This window comes from Bradyrhizobium sp. WYCCWR 13022 (genome assembly GCF_030435535.1).
Taxonomy (GTDB): domain Bacteria; phylum Pseudomonadota; class Alphaproteobacteria; order Rhizobiales; family Xanthobacteraceae; genus Bradyrhizobium.
This window is the reverse complement of record NZ_JAUIZJ010000023.1, coordinates 525,024-549,620: the sequence shown is the minus strand read 5'-3', so window position 1 is coordinate 549,620 and position 24,597 is coordinate 525,024. Positions and strand designations below refer to the sequence as shown.

General features: G+C 64.1%; 23 protein-coding genes and 1 pseudogene. 13 read left to right on the top strand and 11 right to left on the bottom strand.

Annotated features, from left to right (window positions below):
• Nucleotides 1–257 precede the first annotated feature (257 nt).
• Nucleotides 258–1,397 (top strand): amidohydrolase/deacetylase family metallohydrolase, encoded by a 1,140-nt coding sequence (locus QY049_RS29630; RefSeq protein ID WP_258764750.1) that lies wholly within the window; start codon nucleotides 258–260, stop codon nucleotides 1,395–1,397.
• 44 nt (nucleotides 1,398–1,441) lie between these two features.
• On the opposite strand, the gene QY049_RS29625 is transcribed toward QY049_RS29630, so the two are convergent.
• Nucleotides 1,442–2,167 carry an alpha/beta hydrolase gene (locus QY049_RS29625; RefSeq protein ID WP_258764751.1) on the bottom strand — a complete coding sequence of 242 codons (726 nt, stop codon included), beginning with the start codon at nucleotides 2,165–2,167 and terminating at the stop codon, nucleotides 1,442–1,444.
• 123 nt (nucleotides 2,168–2,290) lie between these two features.
• On the opposite strand from QY049_RS29625, the gene QY049_RS29620 reads away from it, so the two are divergent.
• Nucleotides 2,291–3,271, top strand: a complete 981-nt coding sequence (locus QY049_RS29620; RefSeq protein ID WP_258764752.1) for a helix-turn-helix domain-containing protein — start codon at nucleotides 2,291–2,293, stop codon at nucleotides 3,269–3,271.
• A gap of 7 nt (nucleotides 3,272–3,278) precedes the next feature.
• On the opposite strand, the gene QY049_RS29615 is transcribed toward QY049_RS29620, so the two are convergent.
• Nucleotides 3,279–4,424 (bottom strand): acyl-CoA dehydrogenase family protein, encoded by a 1,146-nt coding sequence (locus QY049_RS29615; RefSeq protein ID WP_258764753.1) that lies wholly within the window; start codon nucleotides 4,422–4,424, stop codon nucleotides 3,279–3,281.
• Between the two features lie 126 nt (nucleotides 4,425–4,550).
• Between QY049_RS29615 and QY049_RS29610 the strand changes: the two genes are divergently transcribed.
• The gene (locus tag QY049_RS29610) at nucleotides 4,551–5,228 is read left to right on the top strand and encodes an alpha/beta family hydrolase (RefSeq protein WP_258764754.1); all 678 of its coding nucleotides are present in this window, start codon (nucleotides 4,551–4,553) and stop codon (nucleotides 5,226–5,228) included.
• 3 nt (nucleotides 5,229–5,231) lie between these two features.
• On the opposite strand, the gene QY049_RS29605 is transcribed toward QY049_RS29610, so the two are convergent.
• Nucleotides 5,232–6,206 (bottom strand): ketopantoate reductase family protein, encoded by a 975-nt coding sequence (locus QY049_RS29605; protein ID WP_194479172.1) that lies wholly within the window; start codon nucleotides 6,204–6,206, stop codon nucleotides 5,232–5,234.
• Nucleotides 6,207–6,360: 154 nt separating this feature from the next.
• Here QY049_RS29605 and QY049_RS29600 point away from each other — a divergent pair, with 154 nt between their 5' ends.
• Entirely contained in the window at nucleotides 6,361–7,164 is an 804-nt protein-coding gene (locus QY049_RS29600; RefSeq protein ID WP_258764755.1) for an enoyl-CoA hydratase-related protein, read from the top strand.
• Nucleotides 7,165–7,268: 104 nt separating this feature from the next.
• Here the strand turns inward: QY049_RS29600 and QY049_RS29595 are convergent.
• Nucleotides 7,269–8,075: pseudogene (locus tag QY049_RS29595) on the bottom strand (LysR family transcriptional regulator); the annotation flags it as partial.
• Nucleotides 8,076–8,183: 108 nt separating this feature from the next.
• On the opposite strand from QY049_RS29595, the gene QY049_RS29590 reads away from it, so the two are divergent.
• From QY049_RS29590 to QY049_RS29575, 4 genes are all read left to right on the top strand, one after another.
• On the top strand, nucleotides 8,184–9,548 hold the full coding sequence (locus tag QY049_RS29590; protein ID WP_258764757.1) for an FAD-dependent oxidoreductase: 1,365 nt from the start codon (nucleotides 8,184–8,186) through the stop codon (nucleotides 9,546–9,548).
• Between the two features lie 35 nt (nucleotides 9,549–9,583).
• Nucleotides 9,584–10,588 (top strand): ABC transporter substrate-binding protein, encoded by a 1,005-nt coding sequence (locus QY049_RS29585; RefSeq protein WP_258764759.1) that lies wholly within the window; start codon nucleotides 9,584–9,586, stop codon nucleotides 10,586–10,588.
• A gap of 133 nt (nucleotides 10,589–10,721) precedes the next feature.
• Nucleotides 10,722–11,495: an ABC transporter ATP-binding protein gene (locus QY049_RS29580; protein ID WP_194479177.1), complete on the top strand. Its 774-nt coding sequence runs from the start codon at nucleotides 10,722–10,724 to the stop codon at nucleotides 11,493–11,495.
• Nucleotides 11,488–12,309, top strand: coding sequence for an ABC transporter permease (locus QY049_RS29575; RefSeq protein WP_258764760.1), 822 nt, complete (start codon nucleotides 11,488–11,490; stop codon nucleotides 12,307–12,309). The genes QY049_RS29580 and QY049_RS29575 overlap by 8 nt, the downstream gene beginning before the upstream one ends.
• Before the next feature lie 71 nt (nucleotides 12,310–12,380).
• Here QY049_RS29575 and gtdA read toward each other — a convergent pair whose 3' ends face one another.
• On the bottom strand, nucleotides 12,381–13,421 hold the full coding sequence (gene gtdA, locus QY049_RS29570; protein WP_258764761.1) for a gentisate 1,2-dioxygenase: 1,041 nt from the start codon (nucleotides 13,419–13,421) through the stop codon (nucleotides 12,381–12,383).
• Between the two features lie 194 nt (nucleotides 13,422–13,615).
• Between gtdA and maiA the strand changes: the two genes are divergently transcribed.
• Nucleotides 13,616–14,248, top strand: a complete 633-nt coding sequence (maiA, locus tag QY049_RS29565; protein WP_258764763.1) for a maleylacetoacetate isomerase — start codon at nucleotides 13,616–13,618, stop codon at nucleotides 14,246–14,248.
• Nucleotides 14,238–14,750 carry a MarR family winged helix-turn-helix transcriptional regulator gene (locus QY049_RS29560; RefSeq protein WP_194479181.1) on the top strand — a complete coding sequence of 171 codons (513 nt, stop codon included), beginning with the start codon at nucleotides 14,238–14,240 and terminating at the stop codon, nucleotides 14,748–14,750. Before maiA ends, QY049_RS29560 begins: the two co-directional genes overlap by 11 nt.
• A 26-nt stretch (nucleotides 14,751–14,776) precedes the next feature.
• On the opposite strand, the gene QY049_RS29555 is transcribed toward QY049_RS29560, so the two are convergent.
• The 5 genes from QY049_RS29555 to QY049_RS29535 all read right to left on the bottom strand — a co-directional run bounded on the left by QY049_RS29555 (nucleotide 14,777) and on the right by QY049_RS29535 (nucleotide 20,058).
• On the bottom strand, nucleotides 14,777–16,390 hold the full coding sequence (locus QY049_RS29555) for a benzoate-CoA ligase family protein (RefSeq protein WP_258764764.1): 1,614 nt from the start codon (nucleotides 16,388–16,390) through the stop codon (nucleotides 14,777–14,779).
• On the bottom strand, nucleotides 16,387–17,544 hold the full coding sequence (locus tag QY049_RS29550; RefSeq protein ID WP_258764766.1) for an FAD-dependent monooxygenase: 1,158 nt from the start codon (nucleotides 17,542–17,544) through the stop codon (nucleotides 16,387–16,389). Before QY049_RS29550 ends, QY049_RS29555 begins: the two co-directional genes overlap by 4 nt.
• 190 nt (nucleotides 17,545–17,734) lie before the next feature.
• The gene (locus tag QY049_RS29545) at nucleotides 17,735–17,950 is read right to left on the bottom strand and encodes a hypothetical protein (protein ID WP_194479184.1); all 216 of its coding nucleotides are present in this window, start codon (nucleotides 17,948–17,950) and stop codon (nucleotides 17,735–17,737) included.
• A 118-nt stretch (nucleotides 17,951–18,068) separates the two neighbouring features.
• On the bottom strand, nucleotides 18,069–18,905 hold the full coding sequence (locus tag QY049_RS29540) for a cysteine rich repeat-containing protein (RefSeq protein WP_258764767.1): 837 nt from the start codon (nucleotides 18,903–18,905) through the stop codon (nucleotides 18,069–18,071).
• Between the two features lie 151 nt (nucleotides 18,906–19,056).
• On the bottom strand, nucleotides 19,057–20,058 hold the full coding sequence (locus QY049_RS29535; protein WP_258764768.1) for an NADP-dependent oxidoreductase: 1,002 nt from the start codon (nucleotides 20,056–20,058) through the stop codon (nucleotides 19,057–19,059).
• Nucleotides 20,059–20,270: 212 nt separating this feature from the next.
• Here QY049_RS29535 and QY049_RS29530 point away from each other — a divergent pair, with 212 nt between their 5' ends.
• Together QY049_RS29530 and QY049_RS29525 are read left to right on the top strand one after the other, a co-directional pair.
• Complete coding sequence (locus QY049_RS29530) at nucleotides 20,271–21,566, top strand: dicarboxylate/amino acid:cation symporter (protein WP_194479187.1); 1,296 nt, start codon at nucleotides 20,271–20,273, stop codon at nucleotides 21,564–21,566.
• A gap of 12 nt (nucleotides 21,567–21,578) precedes the next feature.
• On the top strand, nucleotides 21,579–22,499 hold the full coding sequence (locus tag QY049_RS29525) for an amino acid ABC transporter substrate-binding protein (RefSeq protein ID WP_258764769.1): 921 nt from the start codon (nucleotides 21,579–21,581) through the stop codon (nucleotides 22,497–22,499).
• A 72-nt stretch (nucleotides 22,500–22,571) separates the two neighbouring features.
• On the opposite strand, the gene QY049_RS29520 is transcribed toward QY049_RS29525, so the two are convergent.
• Nucleotides 22,572–23,375, bottom strand: coding sequence for a RimK family alpha-L-glutamate ligase (locus QY049_RS29520; RefSeq protein WP_258764770.1), 804 nt, complete (start codon nucleotides 23,373–23,375; stop codon nucleotides 22,572–22,574).
• Between the two features lie 372 nt (nucleotides 23,376–23,747).
• Between QY049_RS29520 and QY049_RS29515 the strand changes: the two genes are divergently transcribed.
• On the top strand, nucleotides 23,748–24,521 hold the full coding sequence (locus QY049_RS29515; RefSeq protein ID WP_194479190.1) for a ferredoxin--NADP reductase: 774 nt from the start codon (nucleotides 23,748–23,750) through the stop codon (nucleotides 24,519–24,521).
• Nucleotides 24,522–24,597: the final 76 nt, after the last annotated feature.

The window sequence follows — 24,597 nt, the reverse complement described above, 5'->3', positions numbered from 1 at the left end:
CTCGCGCACGTCCGGTCGGTTGATGGTGTGCAACTTCGCATCCACGACCAATACCAAAGCGTAGGGACGGCCCTTCAGCGCGCCAGTCCAAGCCTAGGCCGTTGAGGCTTCCAAATCCTGCTCATGGTGAAGGCCTCCAATCCGCGGCAGCGTTTCTGGCGGTGCCATTTGCCTGCTCGGCGCAAAAATTGCTACACGCGGGGGGCAGCGTTTCTGGCGGACGTTTGCCAGCCTTGTCCGCGAATCCGGAGCCAATGATGCCTTTCGACTTGATCCTTCGCGGCGGACGGGTCGTTGACCCCTCGCAGAAGCTCGACGCCGTGGCCGATGTCGCATTTTCTGGTGGCAAGGTCGCAGCCGTCGGCAACGGGCTCAAGGTGGATCCCGGCACCGAGGTTCGTGACGTCTCGCAGTTCATAGTCACTCCGGGTCTGATCGATCTCCACACCCATGTCTATTGGGGTGGCACTTCGCTCGGCATCGATGCCGAGGAATTCTGCCGCGCCTCCGGCGTCACCACCTCAGTCGATACCGGCAGCGCCGGCCCCGGGAATTTCGCCGGCTTCCGCAAGCACGTCATCGAGCCGAGCCAGGTCCGCATTCTCGCTTACCTGCATGTCTCCCATGCCGGCATCTTCGGCTTCTCGCACCGGATCATGGTCGGCGAGAGCGAGGAACTACGGCTGATGAATCCGATCGAGGCCGCCAAAGTCGCCGACGCCAACCGCGACGTCGTCGTCGGCATCAAGGTGCGGGTCGGGCTGCACTCATCGGGCACCTCGGGTGCGGTGCCGCTCGATATCGCGCTCCAGGTCGCCGACGAGGTCGGCATGCCGCTGATGGCACATATCGACCATCCGCCGCCGACCTATGAAGAGGTGCTCGCCCGCCTGCGCCCTGGCGACGTGCTGACCCATGCGTTCCGCCCTTTCCCGAATTCGCCGGCAACCGCGCAGGGCACCGTGAAGAAGGCGGTACTGGATGCGCGTGAGCGCGGCGTGCTGTTCGACATCGGCCACGGCAAGGGCTCGTTCGCGTTCAAGACCGCGCGTGCCATGCTCGCCAACGGCTTCTATCCGGATACCATCTCATCCGACATCCACCAGCTCTGCATCGACGGCCCGGCCTTCGACCAGGTGACGACGATGTCGAAATTCCTCTGCATGGGCATGTCGCTGTCGGATGTGGTTGCCGCGTCGACGGAGAACGCCGCGATGGCGTTGCGGCGCCCCGAGCTCGGCAGCCTCAAGCCCGGCAGCGTCGGCGATGCCACGCTGATCTCGGTGAAGCAAGGCCAGTTCGACTATGAGGACGTCGTCGGCGAGCATCTCATCGGCGACAAGAAGATCGTCTCCGAAGGCGTCGTCATCGGCGGCCGCTGGTGGCATCCGAATTGAGGGACGCTCACGGATCGTGAGCGCCCGATCGCGGGACTTGCCCGTCAGTCGCGTCCTGCCTCCATGATGGCCTTGGCGAGCCGTGCGGGATCGGAGAAGCACAGTTCGTGGCTCCCGGAAACCTGCACCAGGCGGAACAGGCCGAGCTTCTCCGACAGACGCGGATGCCAGCCATGGCTGTGCGGCAGCGCGGTGTCCTCGGTGCAGTTAATGTAGGACTTTGCCAGCGGCATCTCGGCGGGATTGCTCTTCAGCGCGATCTTGTCGCTGAAGGTTGCGAGCGGGTGCGGATTGAGAACGTCATAGGCCTTCTGCGCCAGTTCGAGGTCGGCATCGTTGATGAAGGCCTCGCGCCAGATCGGGAAGGGCAGCACCACCGAGCCGTCGCCGCGCTCGGCTGCGATCGCGTCGAACAGCCCGACATAGTGCGGCGGCACCATGTCGTTGAGGCACTCGCCGTTGTTCGGCACGAAGGCATTCCAGTAGACCAGGCGGCGGATGCGCTCGGGTACGAGGTCGGCGACACCGGTAGTGACCATGCCGCCATAGGAATGGCCGAGCAGGATGACGTCCGTCAGGTTGTTCTCTGCGAGATAGTCGGCGATCGACTGGATCGCTTCCTTCAACCCCGTCGTCTTGGCATCGCCCGGGCGGTTACCCTTGATCGTCGGCGTATAGACCCGATGGCCATGGGCGCGGATCGGGGCGGCGACAGGCTCGAACTCGGCACCGGTGTGCCAGGCGCCATGGACGAGAACGTAGGTCGACATGTTGTGGCTTCTCCCGGGGGTGTGGTTAGATCGCTAAGGGCGCATCGCCGTGCGGCCAGTCTGGACCGGCAAAGGATTTCGCGCTTGGCTGGAAGTGAACCGGATTGGTCTCGGAGTGAACCGATGCAGGAAGCCGCACGCGCCGTTCCGTCACGCCGATCAGCCTGGAATACCGCGGACATCAGGCCGGGCGAACAATTCGCCTATTATCGCGAGGCGATCTGCCAGGCCTTCATGAACCTGACGCCGGAGCCGGCGGCAGCTTCAGGCTTTCCTGCGAGCGTCGAACACATCCGTCTCGGCGATGCCGCGATCAACCGCGTCAGCTTTCCCGAGCATGTGGTCCGCCGCTCCGCGGCCGACATCGCCGCGTCGGACCGCAGCTGCTTCTATCTCAACCTCAAGCTGGCCGGCCGCTGCCGCATTCGGCAGGACGATCGCGAGATCAGCCTGTCGCCAGGACAGGTCGGCATCTTCGACAGCGACCGGCAATTCGCGCTTGTGCACGACCGCGGTCCGCAATTGCAGGTCGCCTCGTTCTGGGTGCCGGCGGAGACCTTGCTGGAGCGCTTGCCGGCCTCGTTCGACGTCGCCGCGACCCGCGTCTCCGACGATCCCTTCGTCGGCCACCTCATCGTCGAGACGGCGCGCACGCTCAGCGACGGTGCGCTGCGCATGACCGAGGACGAGGGCGTGCATCTGTTCCGGGCGTTGATCGAACTGGTTGCGATGAGCCTGTCACGGCAGAGCCGCGCGCGCACCGCGGAGGCGGAAAGCCTGACTGATGCGACCGCGTTGGCGCTAAAGCGGGCCATCCACCGCCGGCTGCGCGAACCCGGCCTCAGCGTTGCCAAGATCGCCGAGGCCGTCGGCATCAGCGAGCGCTATGTGCACAAGCTGCTGGCACGATCCGGCTCCGGCTTCACCGACTACGTGATCGACCGTCGTCTCGACGGCATCGCCAGGGATCTCAGTGACCCCGCGATGGCGGACCGTGCGATTGGCGCCATCGCGTTCGACTGGGGCTTTTCCGACCTCTCCCATTTCACGCGACGCTTCAGGCAGCGCTTTGGCTGCCGTCCGCGTGATTGGCGGGCGCGCTAGTGCCACGCTACAGGGATCTCGCGATCAACAGCTTCATGATCTCGTTGGTGCCCCCATAGATCTTCTGGATGCGGGAATCGATGAAGATGCGCGAGATCGGATATTCCTGCATGTAGCCATAGCCGCCGAACAGCTGGAGGCATTCGTCGGCGGTTTGCACCTGCTTGTCCGAGCACCAGTATTTCGCCATCGACGCTGTGACGGTGTCGAGGTCTTTCGCCACCAGGCGCTCGATGCACCAGTCGACGAAGACGCGCGCGATCATGGCCTCGGTCTTGCGCTCGGCGAGCGTGAAGGCGGTGTTCTGGAAATCCATCAGCGGCTTGCCGAACGCCTTCCGCTCCTTGGTGTATTCGGTGGTGAGCTTGACCGCGCGCTCCATCGAGGCGACGGCGCCGACCGCTAGCGCGAGGCGCTCCTGCGGCAGCTGCTGCATCAGCTGGACAAAACCCTGGCCTTCCTCGTTGCCGAGCAGGTTGTCCGGCGGCACGGTGACATTGTCGAAGAACAGTTCCGACGTGTCGGAGGCGTGCAGGCCGATCTTGTCGAGGTTGCGGCCGCGCTTGTAGCCGTCGGCGCCTGCGGTCTCGACCACGATCAGCGAGATACCCTTGGCGCCGGCCTCGCCGGTGCGGGCGACCACGACGACGAGGTCGGCTGCCTGGCCGTTGGTGATGAACGTCTTCTGGCCGTTGATGACGTAGGAATTGCCCTGCTTCTTTGCGGTGGTCTTGACGGCTTGCAGGTCCGAGCCGGTGCCGGGCTCGGTCATGGCGATGGCGCCGACCATCTCGCCCGAGGCCATCTTCGGCAGCCAGCGCTTCTTCTGCTCCTCCGAGCCGTAATTGAGGATGTAGTGCGCGACGATGGCGCTGTGCACGGAGACGCCTGTCGTCAACTCCGGCACGGTGCTTTCGAGATCGTCCAGCACCGCCGCGTCATAGGCGAAGGTCGCGCCCAGCCCGCCATATTCCTCCGGCACGCTCGCCAGCAGCGCGCCCATTTCGCCGAGCCCGCGCCAGGCGAAGCGGTCGACCATCTTCTGCTCGCGCCATTTCTCGGCATGCGGTGCCAGGTCCTTGGCGAGATATTTCCGGAACTGGTCGCGGAAGACGTCGAGCTCTTCGGTCATCCAGGAGGAGCGGTAGGACATGATTACCTCGGTTGATGCGGCTTGCCGGCTTGGTAGGCCAGTCGACCGCGGCAATTATTGTGTTTTCAGGCTGTGTCGATGACGCTACCAAGGCGGCCGTAGCAGCATCTGTCGGGGTGGTTGATTGTGGCTGTCAAAACGCAAGAGCTCAAGCTCGACATCAAACGCATCGGCGCAGTCTCCGCGATCCTGATGCAGCCGGACCATGTGCGCGCCTGCTACGTTCTGGCGCATGGCGCGGGTGCTGGGATGCGGCATGCCTCGATGGAGAAGATTGCGGAGGGACTCGCCGAACGCGGCATCGCGACGTTCCGGTTCAATTTTCCCTACATGGAAAACAAGCAGGGCCGTCCCGATCAGCCGGCCGTTGCGCATGCCGCCATTCGTGCGGCGGTCGAGGAGGCGGCGCGGCTGTGCCCGGAATTGAAGCTTGTCGCCGGCGGAAAGTCGTTCGGCGGACGCATGACATCGCAGGCTCAGTCGAAGGCTGCGTTGCCCGGCGTCAAAGGCCTCGCCTTCCTCGCCTTTCCCCTGCATGCCGACAAGAAGCCGTCGACCGAGCGCGCGGAGCACCTTGGTGGCGTCACCATTCCCATGTTGTTTCTCCAGGGAACGCGAGACGGGCTTGCTGATCTCGGCCTTCTCAAGCCGGTCGTCGCGGCGCTCGGGACCAAGGCGACGCTGCATGAAATCGAAGGCGGCGACCACTCCTTCGCCGTGCTGAAGAAGTCCGGCCGTACCAACGACGAGGCGCTCGCGGAGGTGCTCGATACGCTCGCGGCCTGGATGGACGGGCTCGCCTGAAGTTCAGGCCGAGTAGAGCCCCTTGTCGCGCGCCTTCTGGATCGCGAGCGCGGCGATCAGGTCGAGCGTCGGCGTCGACAGGCCGGCGGCGCGCGCGAAGGCGGCGGGCGCCTTCACCAGCACGTCGATCTCCATGGCGCGGCCGAGCTCGTAGTCCTGCAGCAGTGAGGGCTTGTGGTTGGGGGCGGGCCCGCTGCGCGTCACGCGCTTGACCTCGGGGATGAAGTGCTGCGCGATGTCGTTCGCCTCGTTCAACATGCGCGGGATGACCTCGGCGAAAGCAGGATCGTCGCGTACGCCCCGCGCAGTCTGGCCGGTCAGCAGGCACAGCACCGACAGCGACATGTTGGTCAGCAGCTTTGACCAGATCGCCTCGCGGATCTCGGCCACCGGCGGCGACTCCAGCCGTGCGTCGTTGAAAGCTCCGCGAAGTTTTGTGATGCGCTCGCAATTCCGGTCGTCGCATTCGCCGATCAGGAGGCGGTTGCGGTCAGGGGTGAGGTTCTGCACCACGCCGGGCGCGGTCACCTCGTTGGAGGAGAAGATGACGCCGCCGATGATTCGCTCCTTCGGAATGCAGGCTCGCAACCGTCCGCCCGGATCGAGGAAGGAAATATCAGGCGGCGTGGGATGCCGCGGCGGCAGGCCGATCCCGTACCACCAGGGAATGCCGTTCTGGGCGAACACGATCGCGGTGTCGTCCTGGAGCAGTGGCTTGATGCTGGAGACCAGGCCGGTCAGCGCGGTCGCCTTCAGCGTCGAGATCACCACGTCCTGCGGACCGAGCTGGGCCGGATCGCCCGAGGCATTCACCTTGGCCGAGACCTCGGAATCGCCGACGCGCAGCTTGAGGCCATTGGCGCGGACCGCTTCCAGATGCGCCCCCCGCATTACGCATGAGACCTCATGACCGGCGCGCGCCAGCCGTACCGCAATGTGGCTGCCGACGGCGCCCGCGCCGAAAATGCAGATGCGCATATGATGTTCGTCCCTGATCCCTAGGATGCCGCCCGGCCGCAGCATGACACAAGCCGCCATGCGATGGACGCGGCCGCCCCACGCTGGAAAGATATGGATCGGGATGCGTTGCCTCGGCCATAGTGCGCGCCAACAAACGATCGGAGGATCGCCGATGACTGCCAGCCCTGTCCTGTGGAGCCTCGATGAACGCGGGGTTGCGACCGTCACGTTGAACCGGCCGGAGGTGAACAACGCCTACGACGGCGCGCTGATCGCGGGCGTGCTGGCGGCCATGGACGATCTCGGCAAGAAGCCCAACCTTCGCGTGGTCGTGCTCAAGGGCAACGGCAAGCATTTCCAGGCGGGCGCCGATCTCAAATGGATCAACGGCGTGAGGCCGCAATCGCCCGACGCCAACGAGGCGGCGTCGCGGGCGACGTTCGAGGCCGTGCAGCGCCTCAACACCTTGCCGATCCCCACCGTGGCCCTTGTGCAGGGCGGCTGCTTCGGTGGCGGCACCGGTGTGATTTCGGCTTGCGACGTCGTGATCGCCGCGGATAACGCCCTGTTCTCCATCACCGAGGTGCGCTGGGGCCTGACCGCCGCGATCATCATCCCGCAGCTCTGCGATGCCATTGGTGTACGGCAGGTCCGCCGTTATGCGCTGACCGGCGAACGCTTCGGCGCCGAAGACGCCCGTCGCATCGGCCTCGTCCACGAGGTGGTGCCGCTGGCCGATCTCGAAGCCGCCGGCGCCAAGGTGGTCGAGCAGCTCCTCGCCAACGGACCCGAGGCGATCGCCGAGACTAAGCGCCTCGCACTGGAAAGCTCGTTCGGTGGAATGGCGGTGGACGATGCGGCGTATGCGCGGCTCGTCCAGTTGCATTCACTCAAGCGCCAGAGCGCGGAAGCGGCCGAGGGGCTGGCCTCCTTCGCCGAGAAGCGCGCGGCGAAGTGGGGTGGCGGAAAGGGTTGAGCGTCCCTCCATGCGGCACTGCAGTTTACAGCGACGGCGCGAGTGACGTTTTTCAGCAAAGTTAGCATCGCCTGCACCGCGGCGGCGTTGCGCCGCCGCTCAGGAATCGCGGCCTTTACCCACAATTCCGGAATCGGAAAATCGCGCAGCACCGGTTTCAGCGTGCCGTCGCGCAAGGCGTCCGCGACGAGATAATGCGACATCAGCGCGATGCCGTTGCCGGCGATCGCGCTGCGCGCCAGCACATGTCCCTCGTTGGACGAAAGTAGCGGGCTGACCTGGATGGTGATGCGGCCGCGCGGCCCGTCAAAGACCCATTCGGGGCCGGTCGGCATGAAGCTGAGGCAGCGATGCTCGACGAGGTCGCGCGGATGTTTTGGCGTGCCGTGCTGCTTCAAATACGCCGGCGAGGCGCAAAGCAGCCGCTTCAAGGGGACCAGCGGCTCGTCGACCACGCCGCCGAAGGAATGCGGGAAGGCGCCGATCGCGATGTCGAAGCCCTCGCTGACGGGATCGACCGGGCGGTCGATCAGCACGATCTCCAACTTCAGTCGTGGGTTTTGCGTCTGGAATGCGCTGAAGGCGTCGGCAAGCCGCGCCACCGTCATCGAGGTCGGCGCCTTGATGCGGAGGTGGTCGACGAGATCGTGGCCCTTCTCGCCCATGCGCGACAGCAGATCGGTCGCGTCGGTGACGACGCTGCGCGCGCGATGGACGTAGCGCTGGCCGGCTTCGGTCAGCCGCAATTGCCGGGTCGAGCGGTGGAACAGCGGCGTGCCGATCCGCGCCTCCAACTGCGTCACGCGCTTTGCGACGACCGAGGTCGAGACATTGAGTTTGCGTGCGGCGGCGGAGAAGCCGGCTGTATCAGCGGTGGCAAGAAAGGCCTGCAGGTTCACCAGGATGTCCATGTCGACCTTTCTTGATTTGCGAAAGCTGATCGCATATTTTGATGGATTGTAGCCCGCCGCGCGTTAATTCATAGTCGTTCCAAGCAAGGAATTTGGGAAGGACGCGCCATGTGGGCCACGACGATCAATGAACCGGCACGACAAGTGCCGCTCTATGGCGAGTATGAAGTCGTGGTTCTCGGCGGCGGCCCTGCCGGCATCGTCGCTGCGGCTTCGGCCGCGCGCGCCGGGCGGAAGACGCTGCTGATCGAGCGCTACGGCTTTCTCGGCGGCATGGGCACCGCGGCCGGCGTCACCAATTTCTGTGGCCTGCACGGCAACGTCTATGGCGAGGCTGTCAGGCTGGTGCAGGGCATGGCGACCGACCTGCTGGCGCGGATCGATCATCTGAACGGCCTCAACGCGCCGCACCTGATCCTCGGCAAGGTCTTCGCCCAGGCCTATGACACCGCGGCCTACAAGATCGCGGCCGACGAGCTGCTGGCCAGCCACAAGGTGCACATCCTCTTCCACGCGCTCGGCGCCGGCGTGGTGATGGGCAATGACCGCCGTATCGATGTGCTGATGGTCGAGACCAAGGCCGGCCGGCAGGCGGTGCGCGCGGAGATCTTCATCGACTGTTCCGGCGATGGCGATCTCGCGGTCTGGGCCGGTGCGCCGTTCGAGATCGGCGACGAGCACGGCCATCCGATGTATCCGTCGATGATGCTTCGTCTCAACGGCATCGACCCTGCAAAGGCCGGTGATGCCTGGCGGACCATCCCACAGTTGATGGAAAAGGCCACTGCGGCCGGCACGCACAAATTTCCGCGTAAAAGCGCGATCGTGCGGCCGCAGAAATCCGGCATCGAATGGCGGGTGAATTTCACGCAAGTGGCGCGCGAGGACGGCCACGCCATCAACGGCGTCGAGCCTGATGACCTCACCCGCGGCGAGATCGAGGGCCGCAAGCAGGCGCTCGCCGCCTTCGAGTTCCTGCGCACCGTGCCGGGCTTTGAAAAATCCTACATCGTCGATTTGCCGCCGCAGCTCGGCATCCGCGAGACCCGCCGCATCAGGGGGGGCTACCAGCTCAGCGGCGAGGACGTGCTCGGCTGTGCCTCGTTCGAGGATTCCATCGGCGTCAACGGCTGGCCGATCGAGGCCCACGTCGCCGGCGACGTCATCTTCACTTTCCCGCCGATCCCGGAATCGCGTGGCTATAACGAGCTGCCCTACCGGATGCTGGTGCCCGAGGGTGTCGACAACCTCCTGGTCGCCGGCCGTTGCGCCTCTATGACCCATGAGGGGCAGTCGGCGGCGCGGGTTTCCGGGGCTTGTTTCGTGATGGGGGAGGCGGCGGGTTCCGCGGCCGCCCTGGCGCTCTCCGGAAACCGGATCCCGCGTGACATCCCCATTGAAAAATTGCAGGAAACGTTGAAACAACAGGGTGCCTTCATCGGGCTGGATCAACCCGTGCCGAAGGGCCTGTAACGGACTGTAAAAAGAGAAAAATTGGAGGAAATGGGATGATCGGGATTGCGCGGGTCGCGGCTATTAGCCTTTTGGCTATGATGGCGATGGGCACGGCGAGGGCCGAGGATGCGCTGAAGGCCAAGATCGGCGTGCTCCGCCTGTCGTCCTCTGCGCCTGTTTTCATCGCCCAGGACAAGGGTTATTTCCGCGAGGCTGGTCTCGACGTCGAGCTGAAATTCTTCGATGCGGCGCAGCCGATTGCGGTCGCGACGACGTCCGGCGACGTCGATTTCGGTGTCACCGCCTTCACCGCGGGCCTCTACAATCTCGGCGGCAAGGGCGTGCTGAAGGTGATCGGCGGCATGAGCCGCGAGAAGGCCGGCTATCCCCTGATCGGCTATTTCGCCAGCAACAACGCCTATGCCGCCGGGCTGAAGACACCGAAGGACCTCGCGGGCAAGCGCATCGCGATGACCCAGGTCGGATCATCCTTCCATTATTCGCTCGGGCTGCTCGCCGACAAGTACGGTTTCAAGCTTTCTGATGTGAAGATCGTGCCGCTGCAATCGCTCTCGAACGCGGCGGCCGCGTTGAAGGGCGAGACCGTCGATGCGGCGTTGCTGCCGATCTCCACCGCACGAAAGCTGGTAGACGATGGCGGCGCAAAGTTTCTGGGCTGGGTCGGCGACGAGACGCCCTGGCAGCTGGGCGCGGTGTTCGCGTCGCCGAAGACACTGACCAACAAGGTGCTGGCGACGAAATTCCTCGGCGTACTCGCCAAAGCCGATCGCGAATATCACGACGTGATCCTGGCTTCGATGAAGAACGGCGTCGCGCCGATCAACGACAAGACCAAGCCGCTCTTGGAGATCATCGCGAAATACACCAACCTGCCAGTCGAGCAGGTGGTCGGCAACTGCGCCTATATCGATCCGGACGGCAAGCTCGACGTGAAGAACGTCGACAACCAGATCAAATGGCTCCAGGAGCAGGGCTTCGTCGACAAGGGCTTTGATGCGGATGCGATCATCGCCAAGGATTACGTGAAGGCGGATTGAAGCGTCCGTCATTCCGGGGCGGTGCGATGCATCGAATCCGGAATCTCGAGGCTCCCCGGTGCGCAACTGCGCACCTGGGGTCTGGTCCTTCGGACCATCCCGGAACGACGGAGCAGAGGGTAGACAAGACAGAATGGACCTGATCGCCAACCACATCAGCCATCGCTTCGGCGATCTCGCCGTGCTCGACGATGTTTCCTTCACGGTGAGCGCCGGAGAGGTGGTGGCGATCGTGGGTCCCTCCGGCTGCGGCAAGAGCACGCTGCTGTCGATCCTCGGCGGCTTGCTGCTGCCGACCTCGGGGGCGCCCGAACTGCGCGGCGCGCCGCCGGCGGACAGCCTCAATCCACTCACCTTCGTGTTCCAGGACTTCGCGCTGCTGCCCTGGGCGACGGTGGAAGAGAACGTCGAATTCCCGCTGCTGCACACCCAGCTCTCGGCCGCGCAGCGCCGCGCGCTGGTCGATGATGCCTTGCGCCGCACCGGCCTGACTGATTTTCGCAAGACCTATCCCAAGCAGCTCTCAGGCGGCATGCGCCAGCGCGTCGGGATTTCGCGCGCGCTTGCGGTCAAGCCCGCCATTCTCTTGATGGACGAGCCGCTCTCGGCGCTGGACTCGCAGACGCGCGAATTGCTGATGGAAGACTTCGTCCGCCTGCTCGCCGATGGCGGCATGGGCGCGGTCTACGTCACCCACAATCTCGAAGAGGCCGCACGCCTTGCCGACCGCATCGTGGTGCTGTCGCGGCGGCCCGGGCGCATTCGCGAGGTCGTGACCGTGCCGATGACGCGCGCCGCGCGTGGTGAAGCTGCGGCGCGTGAAAAACTGCTCGCGCTTCAGAACCAGATCTGGTCGCTGATCCGCAACGAGGCGATCGATGCCGAACGCGAGGTCCAGCATGCTTGATCGCGCGACGGACACCTCCGCCAAGGACGACACGGCGCGGCGCGTCCGCTTTCGCGGCGCAGGCTTCGTGCCTGCGTCCAGCCGTTTCGGCGGCTGGATCGCGCTCGCCCTCGTCATCGCGATCTGGCAGGCGGCCGGCAGCGCCAAGCTCGTCAATCCGCTGTTCCTGCCGCCGCCCTCGGCAATCGTGCGGGCGATCTATGAACTCGCGATATCGGGCGCGCTTTGGCAGCATCTCTCGGCCTCGCTGCTGCGTATCGGCGTCGGCTGGGTGCTCGGGACCGCAGCCGGTGTCGTGGTCGGCTTCGCCATCGGCCTGTCGCGACTGGCGCGCAGCGTCGGCATCACGTTCATCTCGGCGCTGTTCCCGATCCCGAAGATCGCGCTGCTGCCGCTGCTGATCCTCTGGCTCGGCATCGGCGAGGAGCCGAAGATCGCGACGATCGCGCTTGGCGTGTTCTTCTCGACCGCGATCTCGGTCTATAGCGGCGTCGATGCGGTGCCGCGCAACCTGATCCGCATGGCGCAAAGCTTCAACGTTCCCTTCGCCACGATCGTGCGCAAGGTGGTCTGGCCCGGCGCGTTGCCCGCCATCCTCGCCGGCTTCCGCATCACGGCATCAGTGGCGCTGCTCCTGGTCGTCAGCGCCGAGATGATCGGCGCGCAATACGGCATCGGTGCCTTCGTGCTCCAGGCCGGTAATCTCATGCAGACGGACCAGTTGCTCGCCGGCGTCGTGATTCTGTCGGTGTTTGGGCTGGCGGTGGGGAAGGTGATTGGCTGGCTGGAGGTCAAATTATTGCACTGGCGTTAGTCTTGTCGTCCCGGCGAAGGCCTGGCCTTCGACGGGACGTCGCCGAGGGCGGAGCGCCCGTCTAGATAGTCTCACGCGTTGCCGCGATCCTCGCGAAACAGATCCAGCTTCTGCTGCACGGGCCGGTCCGAGAAGCTGAACAGCACGGTATCCTCATCCGCCTCGTGCGTTACCCACTGCCAGCTCGGCACCACGAACAGATCGCGCGGACCCCACTCGAACACGGCATCGCCGATGCGGCTGCGGCCCTTGCCCTCGATCGGACAGAATACGGTCGCGTCGGTCGCGCGATAGCGGGCGGTCTTGAAACCCTTCGGCAGCAGCTGGATGAAGGTGCCGATGGTCGGCATCGCGAAATCACCGGTCTCTGGATTGCTGAATTTCAGCTTCAGCCCGTGGCAGGCGTCCCACTCCTGGCTCGTTCTGGCCTTCTCCAGCGCCTCGCGGGTGTAGGCATAGGGATAGCTGAAGATCGGCGAAGTCTTTGAGCTCCGCTTCACGTCGACCGGCAGCAGATTGTGACCATAGCGGGCAAAGCTGTCGCCGGCCGGCTTCGTGATCTTCTGCTGGTCTTCCTTCGATCCTTCCGCGAAGGAGCAGTCGAAGAACTGCACCAGCGGAATGTCGAGACCGTCGAGCCAGAACATCGGCTCGTCGGTCTCGTTGGAATGATCGTGCCAGGTCATCGACGGCGTGATGATGAAATCGCCGGGCTCCATCGCGGTGCGCTCGCCGTCGACGGCGGTGTGAGCGCCTTTGCCTTCGAGCACGAAGCGCAGTGCGGACTGGCTGTGGCGGTGTGCGGGTGCGATATCGCCGGGCACCACCATCTGCACGCCGGCATAGAGCGAGGTCGTGATCCTGGATTGGCCGCGCAGGCCGGGGTTCTCCAGCACCAGCACGCGCCGCTCGGCTTCCTTGGCCGTGATCAGCTTGCCGGCTTCCGTCATGTAGTCGCGGATGATTTCGAACTTCCACAAGTGCGGCCGGCAGGCGCTCTTCGGCTCCGGCGTGATCAGATCGCTCATCACAGTCCACAGCGCGGTGAGATTCTCGCCGTCGATCTTCTTGTAGAACGCCTCGCGTTCCGGCGTCTTGGTCACGGCTTCCATGGCGCAGCTCCCGGTGATTGTTGATTGACAGTATACTTACAATCTAGGTAGCGTCAACTTGACGAACGACCTACAAAATTGTCATTCCGGGTCGAGGCGCTAGCATCGAGCCCGGAATCCATAGCCACGATCGGGAGTATGGATTCCGGGCTCTTGCTTCGCATGCCCCGGAATGACGGAGAGGGAGGGTTCCGATGAAGCTGCACGGCTATTTCCGTTCCAGCGCCGCCTATCGCGTGCGGATCGCGCTGAATCTCAAGGGCCTCGGTGTCGAGCACCTGCCGCATCATCTTCGCAAGGGCGAGCAGTGCGCCCCAGGCTATCTCGCGATCAATCCGCAGGGCCTGGTGCCGGCGCTGGAGAACGATTCCGGTGCGGTGCTGACCCAATCGGTCGCGATCATCGAATGGCTCGATGAGACGCATCCCAATCCGCCGCTGCTGGCGAAGGATCCGCTGCAGCGCGCCAAGGTGCGGGCGTTTGCGCTGGCGATCGCCTGCGACACCCATCCCGTGCAGAATCTGAAAGTGCTGGCGCGGCTCCGCGAGCTTGGGCTGGCCGAAGAGAAAGTCCAGGACTGGGCCGCCTGGGTCAACCGCGAGGGGCTGTCTGCGTGCGAGACGCTCATCAAGGACGAGGTAGGTCCGTTCTGCTTCGGTGATGCGCCGACGCTGGCCGATCTATGCCTGGTGCCGCAACTGGCCAATGCACGCCGCTTCGGCGTCGATGTCTCGGTCTATCCGCGCCTGCTCGAGGCCGAGGCCGCCGCCAAGGCGCTGCCGGCCTTCGCCAATGCTGCTCCGGAGAAGCAGCCCGATGCCGAGTAAGCCTCTGCTTCCGATCACGATGGACGCGGTGTATGCCGCGCCGGGCTATCTGTTCCGGCGCATGCAGCAGATCGCGGTCTCGATCTTCATGGAGGAGTGCAAGGCGTTCGACCTCACGCCGGTGCAATATGCGGCGCTGATCGCGATCCATACCCATCCCGGCATCGACGCGACGCGGCTGTCGGCGGTGATCGCCTTCGACCGCTCCACGCTCGGCAGTGTGATCGAGCGGCTCCAGGCCAAGGATTTTGTCGAGCGCAAGCCGGCGCCGGAGGACAAGCGGATCAAGCTGCTCCATCTGACGAAGTCAGGCGCCGCGATCCTGCGCGAGATCATCCCCGCGGTCGAACGCGCCCAGTCGCGTATGCTGGAGCCGCTGAAGCCAACCGAGCGCAAGGCGCTGATGGGGTTGATGTCGCAGCTCGTCGATCTGAACAACGAGGCCTCGCGCGTGCCGTTGCGGGCCGAGGACGCGATGGAGCACCTGGGGAAGGGTGGGTGAGGGGATGTGTGGCGACGCCGTTGGCCTCACATCCGGAGCAACGCCTGCCGATCAATCTTCCCCGTACCCGTTTTCGGCAGTTCGTCGATGAAGATCACCTCGCGCGGATATTTGTAAGGTAGCAGCTTGCTCTTCACATAGTCCTGCAAGCGCCGCGTCGCCTCGCTCTGGTCCGAAGCGCGGTCGTTCATCACCACCACCGCCTTCAGCGTCATGCGGCGATCCGGCAGCTCGGTAGCGAACACCGCGCATTCGCGGATATCCGGGTGATCAGCGAGGCACAGTTCGACCTCGAGCGGGTAAACCCACTGGCCCGAAATTTTGATGAGATCATCGGCGCGGCCGCGGAAGAAGTGGAAGCCGTCGCTGTCGCGGACGAAGCGATCGCCGGTGTAGATCCAGCCACCCTCGCGGATGGTCTCGGCGGATTTGTCCGGCCGGTTCCAGTACAGCGGCGTGTTGGAATCGCCGCGGACCCACAGGATGCCTTCCTCGTTATCGCCGACGTCGCGGCCGTCCTTGTCGCGTAAGCTCACCTCGTAGCCCGGCACGCGCAGGCCCGCAGCGCCGAGCTTCTTCTGCTCGGGGCGGTTGGACAGGTAGATGTGCAGCACCTCGGTCGAGCCGAGGCCTTCGACGATCTCGAGCCCCGTGAGCGTCTTCCAGCCGTTGAAGACCTCGGCCGAGAGCACTTCGGCGGCCGAAAGCGCCATGCGCAGGGACGAGAAGTTCGTCCGGGCGGCGCCCTCCGCCTTGGTCAGCGAGGTGTACAGCGTCGGCAGGCCGAAGAACACCGTCGGCTCGTACAACTCGACCGCCGCAAAGATCGCGGCCGGCTTCGGCTGGCCCGGCAGCAGCAGCGTAGCCGCGCCTGCCGAGAACGGGAAGGTGACGGAATTGCCAAAGCCGTAGGCGAAGAAGATCTTCGGCACCGAGAAGCAGATGTCGTCAGGCGTCAGTTTCAGCACGTTCCGCGCAAAGGCGACCTCGCTATAGGCCATGTCGTGCTGGAGATGCACGATGCCCTTGGGCCGGCCGGTCGAACCGGAAGAGTACATCCAGAACGCCATCTCGTTGCGATGGGTCGCCGCCTCCGTCAGTTCCGCTGAAAATTGCGGCAGCCACTCCGTGGCAGCTATCGCCTTCGGCGCGGCGTGATCGCCGACCGCTCCATTGACCACGATCAGCGTGCGCAACTGCGTGTCCTTGCAGGCCTCGGCGTTGAAGCGCGCGCAGAACTCGGCATCCGCCACTGCAACGGCTGCGCCGGAATCGGCGAGATAGAATTGCAGCAGGTCCGGCGGCGTCAGCGTGTTGATCAGGAGCGGCACGAAGCCGGCACGCACGGCGCCAAAAAAGGCGGCCGGATAGGCCGGCGTGTCGTCGAGGAACAGCAGCACGCGGTCGCCGCGCTTCAGGCCGAGCGAGGCAAAGCCGTTGCCCCAGCGGCAAGCATCAGCGCACAGCTCGGCATAAGTCCGCGCGCCGGCCGGGCCAATCAGCGCCAGCTTGTCGCCACGGCCCTTGGCGAGATTGTCGAACAGCACGCGGCTGGCATTGTAGGCTTGCGGAACGGCAAAGCCGATCTCACGGACGCCCGCGCAGTCCGCGGGCACCTCGTCGCGAATCTCGTTGCTCATGCCGTCGCCTCGTCGACCGCATCTCCGTCGGTGTTCTTCTCGGCCTCGTAGCGGGCCATGAAGGCCGGCGACATCGCGCGCAGCCGGGAATCGTCGATGCGGCCGGAGCGGGTGATGTAGCTGTAGGCAAAGTCCATCAGGCCAAGCTGCATGTGCTGGGCGAAATGCTCGTACCAGAAGGCACTGGTGCGCGCGGCATTGACCAGCTTCTGCACCACGGGCTTGCGCGCGGCCTGGTAGCGATGCAGCGCGGTCGCCAGATGGGCATCCGATTCCAGCGCCTTGACCAGCGCGATGGCGTCCTCGATCGCGAGCCGCGTGCCGGAACCGATCGAGAAATGCGCCGAGTGCAGCGCGTCCCCGATCAGCACCATGTTCTTGAACGACCAATGCTCGTTCCAGACCCACGGGAAGTTGCGCCAGACCGACTTGTTGGAAACCAGGCAGTGGCCGCCGAGCGTGTCGGCAAACACCTCCTCGCAGACGCCCTTTGACTGTTCGACGTCCTTGTAGGCGAAGCCATAGGCCTGCCAGGTTGCGTGATCGCACTCGACCAGGAAGGTGCTCATGTTCGGCGAATAGCGGTAGTGATGCGCGTTGAAGGCGCCGCGGTCGGTCCTCACAAAGGTCTGCGACAGCGTGTCGAAGCGCTTCGAGGTTCCGTACCAGACGAATTTGTTGGAGGAATAGGACAGCGACGTGCCGAAATCGCCCTCATAGGCGCGGCGCACCAGCGAGTTGAGGCCGTCGGCGGCGACGATCAGATCGTGGCCGTTGAGCTGGTCGATCGCCTGGATCTGGGTGTCGAAGCGAGGGGTGACGCCAACATCGAGTGCGCGCTGCTGTAGGAACTGCAACAGCTCGAGCCGACCGATCGAGGAGAAGCCGACGCCGTCGATGGCGACGCTGTCGCCGCAATGGTTCAGCGTGATGTTTTCCCAGCTTTCCATGTGCGGAGCGATCGCATCGACCGTCTCCGGGTCGTCCGCGCGCAAGAATTCCAGGGCCTGGTCGGAGAACACGACGCCAAAGCCCCAGGTCGCGTCGGCCGGGTTCTGTTCGAACAGGTCGACTTGATCCTCGGGGTGACGCTTCTTCCAGAGATAGGCGAAGTAGAGCCCGCCGGGCCCCCCGCCAATCACGGCGATCCGCAAATCCTGCCTCCCTAATTGACAGTATACTTACTATCTCAGGGTAGACTAATGGGCTCCGGTCTCCCACGCCAGCGGAATTATCGCCAAGGCGAGGTGCGCCGCAGCACGGCTGCGGGCACCCGTTTTGCGCGCGCCCGAAACCGTCAGCTGGGAATCATAGCCAAACCGCGCCGGATTGACCACCCGCGCGTCAGACGCAGCGCTTCACGTAGACCCCGTTCACCAGAACCCTGGTGCAGCGAACCACCGGGGCGGGGTGCCGGACCACGACGGCGCCATTCGGTCCGGCGCAACCGGCGCGGTAGACGCCGCGGGCGCACACCACTGCGTTGGCATCGGAGGACGCGAAAGTCATGGTCGCCGCGAAGGCGAGCAGTGCGGACGCGGTAAGCAGAAATGCACGCATGTCGTTTCTCCCGGTCTTGTCGTGATTGAAATCGCTTGTCGGCAAAGGATTGGTCGCAACAGGCGCGCGAAAAATCATGCGCCGCCTGATGTCGATGAGGCCGCGAACTGTCGCGGCCCTATCGCGCCGCGAACGGTGCAAGCACCTCTTTACAACCGGGCGACAGCGAGGCCGCATTGCTGGCGATGCATTGCACGACGCGGCCGCCACCCGGCGCGACGCCGGCACAGAGCGAGCGGATATCGGCGCCGCACGCGGAGCGCACGATGAACAGCTCCTCGCGCGGTCGCAGCGGCCGCAGCACGATCACGGCGGGCGCAGCGGCCGGTGCTGCTGCGGCAGCCGGTGCGGCCCCCGCCGTCGGCGCTGCGGTTGCCGTTGCGCCGCCGCTACCAGCCGCAGCGGTCACCGCCTTCGCGCAAGCCGCCGAAACCTTGGCCTTGTTCTTCTCGAGGCATTCGAGCGCGGGAGCGCCGCCCGGCGGGACGCTGGCGCAAACCTTGGGATAATCGGCGCGGCACGCGCTCTTGACCGCAGCGACCTGCGCGCTGCTCGGTTGCTTGGCCGCCGCCGCTTTCGGAGCGGTTTCGGCGACCGGCTTTGCCGCGGGTTGGGGCGCCGGGGCGGCTTCGGTCTTTGCGGGTTCGGACTTGGCAGGCTCAGACTTGGCAGGCTCAGCTTCAGTCTTGGGTGCCGCCGCCGGCTCGACGGCGCGAACGGCCGTCTGGCATCCCGCCGACAGGCTCGACATATGACCCTGCAAACATTGATACGCTTCGACGCCGCCCGGCGTCACGCTCGCGCAATGCGCCATGAAATCCGAGCGGCACGCGGAGCGGATGGCGCTCTTCTGGGCCTCGGTCGGCGTTTGTGCGAACGCGCTTGTTGCAGTTGCGAAGAGTGTCGCGGCGAGCAGCGCACGGCGCGTTGATGCATGTTTCAACGTGTTGAACATTTGAGTGAATTCCTGCCCTGTCGGTATGCCGACGCATTATTAAAAGCGATGCAAACAAATCGTCGCGGTAATGCCGCGTGCGGCATCATTGGCCGCCGCGGCCTCTACCGCAAGTAGATAATGCCGGTTGAATTGCGACGTAACTACGTCGTCACAGCTTGACCATCCGCTTGCCGCGGTTCTCGCCGGCCAGCAATCCGATCAGCGCGTTGGGCGTGTTCTGCAATCCGTCGATGATGTCTTCCTGCACCTTCAGTTTGCCGGACTTGACCCAGGCCTGGAGATCGGCGAGCGCGCGCTGGCTGTCCTTCATGTAGTCCATCACGATGAAGCCCTGCATCACGAGGCGCTTCACCACGATCAGGCCAGGCACGCCGCGCGGGCCGTGGGCCGACGGCGCGCCGTCATATTGCGAGATCGCTCCGCAGCAGGCGATGCGGCCGAAATTGTTCATCTGCGGAATACAGGCTTCGAGAATGTCGCCGCCGACATTGTCGAAGTAGACGTCGATGCCACCAGGTGCCGCCGCGCGCAGCGCCTTGAACACCGCGCCGTCCTTGTAATCGACCGCGGCATCGAAGCCGAGCTCGGAGGTCAGCCAGTGGCACTTGTCCGCGCCGCCGGCGATGCCGACCACGCGACATCCCTTGATCTTGGCGATCTGCCCGACGATCGAGCCGACCGAACCCGCTGCGGCAGAAACCACCACCGTCTCGCCCTGTTTCGGCTTGCCGACCTCGAGCAGGCCGAAATAGGCGGTGAGGCCGGCGATGCCAAACACGCTGAGAAGATGCGTCATCGGTTCGAGCTTCGGCATTTTCGTGAGATGCTTCGCCGGCACTGCGGCAAACTCCTGCCAGCCGGTGTCACCGAATACGATGTCGCCGGGCGCAAGCTCCGGCGCCTTCGAACTCATGACCTCGGCAATGGCGCCGCCCGCCATCACGCTGTTGGCTTCGACGGCCGAGCGATAGGTCGCGCCATGCATCCAGGCGCGGTTGGCGGCATCGAGCGAGATGTAACGCACGCGCAGCAAGGCCTCGCCGTCCTTCGGTTCCGGCAGCGTGCTCTCGACCATCTTGAAGTGCTCGGGGCCGAGCTTGCCGCTCGGCTTCTCAACCAGGAGAATTTGGCGATTGACGTTTCCTGTCATGGCGTTCCCTCTCTCATTGCTTGACGTTTATTGAAGCAGCTGCCGCAAACAAAACGTGCAAGCCGCATTCGTTGTGCGCTGCGTGAAGGCTAGATCGCTGCATTCCGTTTCGCAACGGGAACATCCCGACATTGCGAGCGCACGCAAAGCGTGTTGCGCCGCTGTCGTATCTGCGACATCATGAAGCGGCCGGTGGTGTGGGGGTCTTTTCAATGTCGAATAGGTTTACGCAATACATTCTGGCCGCGATGGTGCTCGGCATCATCATGGGCTCCGCGATTTACAACTTCCTGCCCGATACGCGGGGCGACTGGGCCTCCTCCATCAATCTGATCGCCGTGATCTTCCTGCGCCTGATCAAGATGATCATCGCGCCGCTGGTGTTCGCGACCCTGGTCGGCGGCATCGCCCACATGGGTTCTGGCTCCAAGCTCGGGCGCATTTTTGCCAAGACGATGGGCTGGTTCGTCAGCGCTTCCTTCGTCTCGCTGATGCTCGGCCTCGTGATGGTCAATCTGCTGCAGCCCGGCGCCAACTTCCCCGGCACGCTGCCCGACAAGGCGCAGTCGACCGGGCTGCCGGTTTCCGCCTTCTCGATCGAGAAGTTCCTGACCCATCTGATTCCGACCTCGATCGCGGACGCGATGGCGCAGAACGAGATCCTACAGATCGTGATATTCGCTGTGTTCTTCTCGGTTGCGATGGGCGCGCTGCCGGAACGTTCCAAGCAGATCCTGTCGCTGATCGACGACCTCGGCCACATCATGCTGAAGGTGACGAGCTATGTGATGATGTTCGCGCCGTTTGCGGTGTGGGCCGCAATCACCGCGACGGTCGCCAAGAACGGCCTGCTGGTGCTCTGGAAGCTCATCGTGTTCATGGGCGGCTTCTATCTCTCGCTGTTCATCCTCTGGGGCATCCTGGTGGCGGTCGGTTTCATCGTGATCGGGCCGCGCTACAGCCATCTGCTTCGGTTGATCCGTGAGCCGCTGATGATCGCGTTCTCCACGGCGAGCTCCGAAGCGGCCTACCCGAAGACGCTCGAAGGCCTCAACCGCTTCGGCGCCTCGTCGCGAATCTCGAGTTTCGTGCTGCCGCTCGGCTATTCCTTCAACCTCGACGGCACGATGATGTACTGCACCTTCGCCAGTATCTTCATCGCGCAGAGCTACCACATCGACATGCCTCTCGGTACGCAGCTCGCGATGCTCGCGACCTTGATGATCACCTCGAAGGGCGTCGCCGGCGTGCCGCGCGCCTCCCTCGTCGTCATTGCCTCGACGCTGTCGCAGTTCAACATTCCCGAGGCGGGATTGCTGATGATCATGGGCATCGACACTTTCCTCGACATGGGCCGTAGCGCCACCAACGTGATCGGCAATACGCTGGCGACCTCGGTCGTGGCGAAGTGGGAAGGCGAGCTCGGGCCCGAGCATGCGATGGGTCCGGGCGATGCCGTGCCCGACGACATGGTGCCGGGTGAAGTGCCGGCGATGGCCGGCCATTGACGGGAGTGCGTCATGCGCCCTTTGACGGCGATTTCGAGCGGCCTTTTGCTGGCAGCGTGTCTGCTGGCAACGGGGGCCTCCGCCCAGACCGGCGGCAGCGAAGGGCTTAGCCCGACGCTGTCAGCCATCAAGAACGCGCACACCGTGCGGCTCGGTTATCGCGAAAGCTCGCCGCCGTTCTCCTTCCTCGACCAGGCTAACAGGCCGATCGGCTACAGCCTCGAACTCTGCGAGGCCGTAGTCGAGGAGATCGGCATCGAGGTCGACGATGCCAATCTGAAGATCGACTACGTCAAGGTCACCTCGGATGACCGCATCGACGCCGTGCTCCAGAACAAGATCGATCTGGAATGCGGCTCGACCACGGCCAATTCCGAGCGCGGCAAGCGCGTCGCCTTCTCGCCGCTGATGTTCGTCGCCGGCACCAAGCTGATGGTGCCGAAGGCGTCCAGCGTCCAGTCGTTGACCGACTTGAAGGGCAAGACCGTCGTGGTGACGAAAGGCACGACCAACGAGCAGGCGATCCAGGCGGCGGACAAGAAGCTCTCGCTGGGCCTGAACATCGTCGTCGGCGCCGATCACGAGCAGTCCTACCAGATGCTGGTCGATGGCAAGGCCGATGCGTTCGCGACCGACGATATTCTCCTCTCGGGCCTGATCGTGCGCCACAAGGCGCAGGACAAGTTTCGCGTCACCGGTGACTATCTGTCCTACGATCCCTACGGCATCATGTTCCGCAAGGGGGACCCGCAACTGGCGGCGGTGGTCGAGCGTGCCTTCCGCAAGCTCGGCTCCAACCACGATCTCGTGCCGCTCTACAACAAATGGTTCATCGCGCGCATGCCGACCGGCGAGAAAATGAACGTGCCGATCTCGCTGCAGCTGGAGGAGGCGTTCAAGGCGATGGACGATTCCGCCAGCGCGAACAATTAGCTGAATTTCACGCGGCGATCTCGCTGCACCTTCTCCCACGGGGGAGAAGCGATGACGCCGTGTACCTGGTGCTCAGCGCGCTTCGTCGAACACCCGATCCAGCGCCGCATCATACGTCGCCTGCACCAGCTCCGGATGCAGCTTCCCCAGCGCTTCCATCATCACCCCGGAATTGATCTCGAGCACGCGCCAGGTGCCATCGACCAGAACCACGTCGATCGACGCGAGGCGGATGCCGATGGCGCTCGCGGCGTCGATCGCGAGCTTCACGCACGCCGTGCGAACCGTGCCTTGCTTCAGCAACACAGGTTTGGCGCCAGCATCGAGATTATGCCGCCAATCCGTGCCGCGCTGCTTGCTGTAGACGACGCGGGGCGCATCATCGAGCAGGATCACACGGACCTCGTTCTCGACAACGACATAGGGCGAGATCACGAGCCCGGTGCTCATCGAAAAGACCTCGCCAATCGCGTGGTCGAGCTCCGCCTCCGTCGTCACCTTGAACACCGAGCGCCCCGAGGTGCCCTCGTTGGGCTTCGCCACCACGCCTTGCGGATTCGCTCGAAGCAGCTCGACCATCCCATCTCGCCAGTTGGGGCCGGCAACCTTCTCGCCCAGATTCGGGTTGAGGAAGAGATGATGGGGAATGCAGGGCACGCGTGCGAGCGACAGGACCTCGGCGGTTGCCGATTTGTCGTTGGCAAGGCGGTGCGCGATCGCGCTGTTCAGGCCGATGTCGTAACCGAAGGCGAAGCGGCGCATCTCCCCGCGGCGCATCGCGATCAGCCAGCCGCCCGAGCGGACATCGACGTCGATGCCGTGGCGCGCGCCATAGCTCCTGATCGCCTGGACGAAGATCCGCTCGCTGCTTGCCATGTCTTGATCGTTCCAGGCGCCAAAAGCCGAAAAGATGCGGGAAATGGCGCCAAAGCGGGGTGAAAGTCAGAGCTATTCTTAATGAAATTCTCGCGAGCGCGACGGAAATTAAGTGCTGCTTTCGCGGCCAAAAGGGAAAAGATATTGCCCCCTTCGCGTGCCGGACAGCAGATCCGTTAATGATGTGACCATTTCCGCCGCAAATGCCGGTTTGACCGGCATCAATTGCATCCGGAACGAGGTTGATTATTGATTGTAATGGCGTAGATCACTCACGCGAAATCCTCCGCCACGGCAATGGTGTCCGCCCGTTTTCAGGGCCGGGCAGTGCTTTTGCCCGAAAACCCGCAGACATTCGGAATATCGAAAATCATGAGCGCGTTTTACCGAGAGAAGGTTCTTTCCGTCCAGCATTGGACCGACACGCTGTTCAGCTTCCGCGCTACGCGCGACACCGGCTTCCGCTTCCAGAACGGCCAGTTCGCCATGATCGGCCTCGAGGTCGACGGCCGTCCGCTGCTGCGGGCCTACAGCATGGCCAGCGCCAACCACGAGGAAGAGCTCGAGTTCTTCTCGATCAAGGTGCAGGACGGTCCGCTGACCTCGCGCCTGCAGAAGATCAAGGAGGGCGACACCATCCTGGTCGGCCGCAAGGCGACCGGCACGCTGATCACCGACAATTTGATCCCCGGCAAGCGGCTGATGCTGCTTTCGACCGGTACCGGCCTTGCGCCCTTCGCCAGCCTGATCAAGGACCCCGAGGTCTATGAGCAGTTCGAGAGCATCGTGCTGGTGCACGGCTGCCGCCAGGTGTCCGAGCTCGCCTATGGCGAGAAGCTCGTCGCAAGTCTGCGCGAGGATGAGCTGTTCGGCGAGCTGCTCGCCGACAAGCTGATCTATTATCCGACCGTGACCCGCGAGCCGTTCCGCAACCGCGGCCGCATTACCGACCTCATCAACTCCGAGCAGATCTTCAACGACATCGGGCAGGGTCCCCTCAACATCGAGACCGACCGCGTCATGATGTGCGGCAGCCCGGCGATGCTCGAAGAGTTGAAGGTGATGTTCGAGAGCCGCGACTTCGTCGAAGGCTCCGGCAACAGGCCCGGCCATTTCGTGATCGAGAAGGCGTTCGTCGAGCGCTGATTGGCTCTCGGTGTCGTCCTGGCTTTGGCCAGGACGACGGCGGTGGGCACAGCGTCTCGCCCGGCTAGCAGCTCCT

Excerpts from the sequence above, each read along its gene's own strand:
- QY049_RS29630 (WP_258764750.1), top strand. The coding sequence starts at position 258 with ATGCCTTTCGACTTGATCCTTCGCGGCGGACGGGTCGTTGACCCCTCG.
- QY049_RS29625 (WP_258764751.1), bottom strand. The coding sequence starts at position 2,167 with ATGTCGACCTACGTTCTCGTCCATGGCGCCTGGCACACCGGTGCCGAG.
- QY049_RS29620 (WP_258764752.1), top strand. The coding sequence starts at position 2,291 with ATGCAGGAAGCCGCACGCGCCGTTCCGTCACGCCGATCAGCCTGGAAT.
- QY049_RS29615 (WP_258764753.1), bottom strand. The coding sequence starts at position 4,424 with ATGTCCTACCGCTCCTCCTGGATGACCGAAGAGCTCGACGTCTTCCGC.
- QY049_RS29605 (WP_194479172.1), bottom strand. The coding sequence starts at position 6,206 with ATGCGCATCTGCATTTTCGGCGCGGGCGCCGTCGGCAGCCACATTGCG.
- QY049_RS29600 (WP_258764755.1), top strand. The coding sequence starts at position 6,361 with ATGACTGCCAGCCCTGTCCTGTGGAGCCTCGATGAACGCGGGGTTGCG.
- QY049_RS29590 (WP_258764757.1), top strand. The coding sequence starts at position 8,184 with ATGTGGGCCACGACGATCAATGAACCGGCACGACAAGTGCCGCTCTAT.
- QY049_RS29585 (WP_258764759.1), top strand. The coding sequence starts at position 9,584 with ATGATCGGGATTGCGCGGGTCGCGGCTATTAGCCTTTTGGCTATGATG.
- QY049_RS29580 (WP_194479177.1), top strand. The coding sequence starts at position 10,722 with ATGGACCTGATCGCCAACCACATCAGCCATCGCTTCGGCGATCTCGCC.
- QY049_RS29575 (WP_258764760.1), top strand. The coding sequence starts at position 11,488 with ATGCTTGATCGCGCGACGGACACCTCCGCCAAGGACGACACGGCGCGG.
- gtdA (WP_258764761.1), bottom strand. The coding sequence starts at position 13,421 with ATGGAAGCCGTGACCAAGACGCCGGAACGCGAGGCGTTCTACAAGAAG.
- maiA (WP_258764763.1), top strand. The coding sequence starts at position 13,616 with ATGAAGCTGCACGGCTATTTCCGTTCCAGCGCCGCCTATCGCGTGCGG.
- QY049_RS29560 (WP_194479181.1), top strand. The coding sequence starts at position 14,238 with ATGCCGAGTAAGCCTCTGCTTCCGATCACGATGGACGCGGTGTATGCC.
- QY049_RS29555 (WP_258764764.1), bottom strand. The coding sequence starts at position 16,390 with ATGAGCAACGAGATTCGCGACGAGGTGCCCGCGGACTGCGCGGGCGTC.
- QY049_RS29545 (WP_194479184.1), bottom strand. The coding sequence starts at position 17,950 with ATGCGTGCATTTCTGCTTACCGCGTCCGCACTGCTCGCCTTCGCGGCG.
- QY049_RS29540 (WP_258764767.1), bottom strand. The coding sequence starts at position 18,905 with ATGTTCAACACGTTGAAACATGCATCAACGCGCCGTGCGCTGCTCGCC.
- QY049_RS29535 (WP_258764768.1), bottom strand. The coding sequence starts at position 20,058 with ATGACAGGAAACGTCAATCGCCAAATTCTCCTGGTTGAGAAGCCGAGC.
- QY049_RS29530 (WP_194479187.1), top strand. The coding sequence starts at position 20,271 with ATGTCGAATAGGTTTACGCAATACATTCTGGCCGCGATGGTGCTCGGC.
- QY049_RS29525 (WP_258764769.1), top strand. The coding sequence starts at position 21,579 with ATGCGCCCTTTGACGGCGATTTCGAGCGGCCTTTTGCTGGCAGCGTGT.
- QY049_RS29520 (WP_258764770.1), bottom strand. The coding sequence starts at position 23,375 with ATGGCAAGCAGCGAGCGGATCTTCGTCCAGGCGATCAGGAGCTATGGC.
- QY049_RS29515 (WP_194479190.1), top strand. The coding sequence starts at position 23,748 with ATGAGCGCGTTTTACCGAGAGAAGGTTCTTTCCGTCCAGCATTGGACC.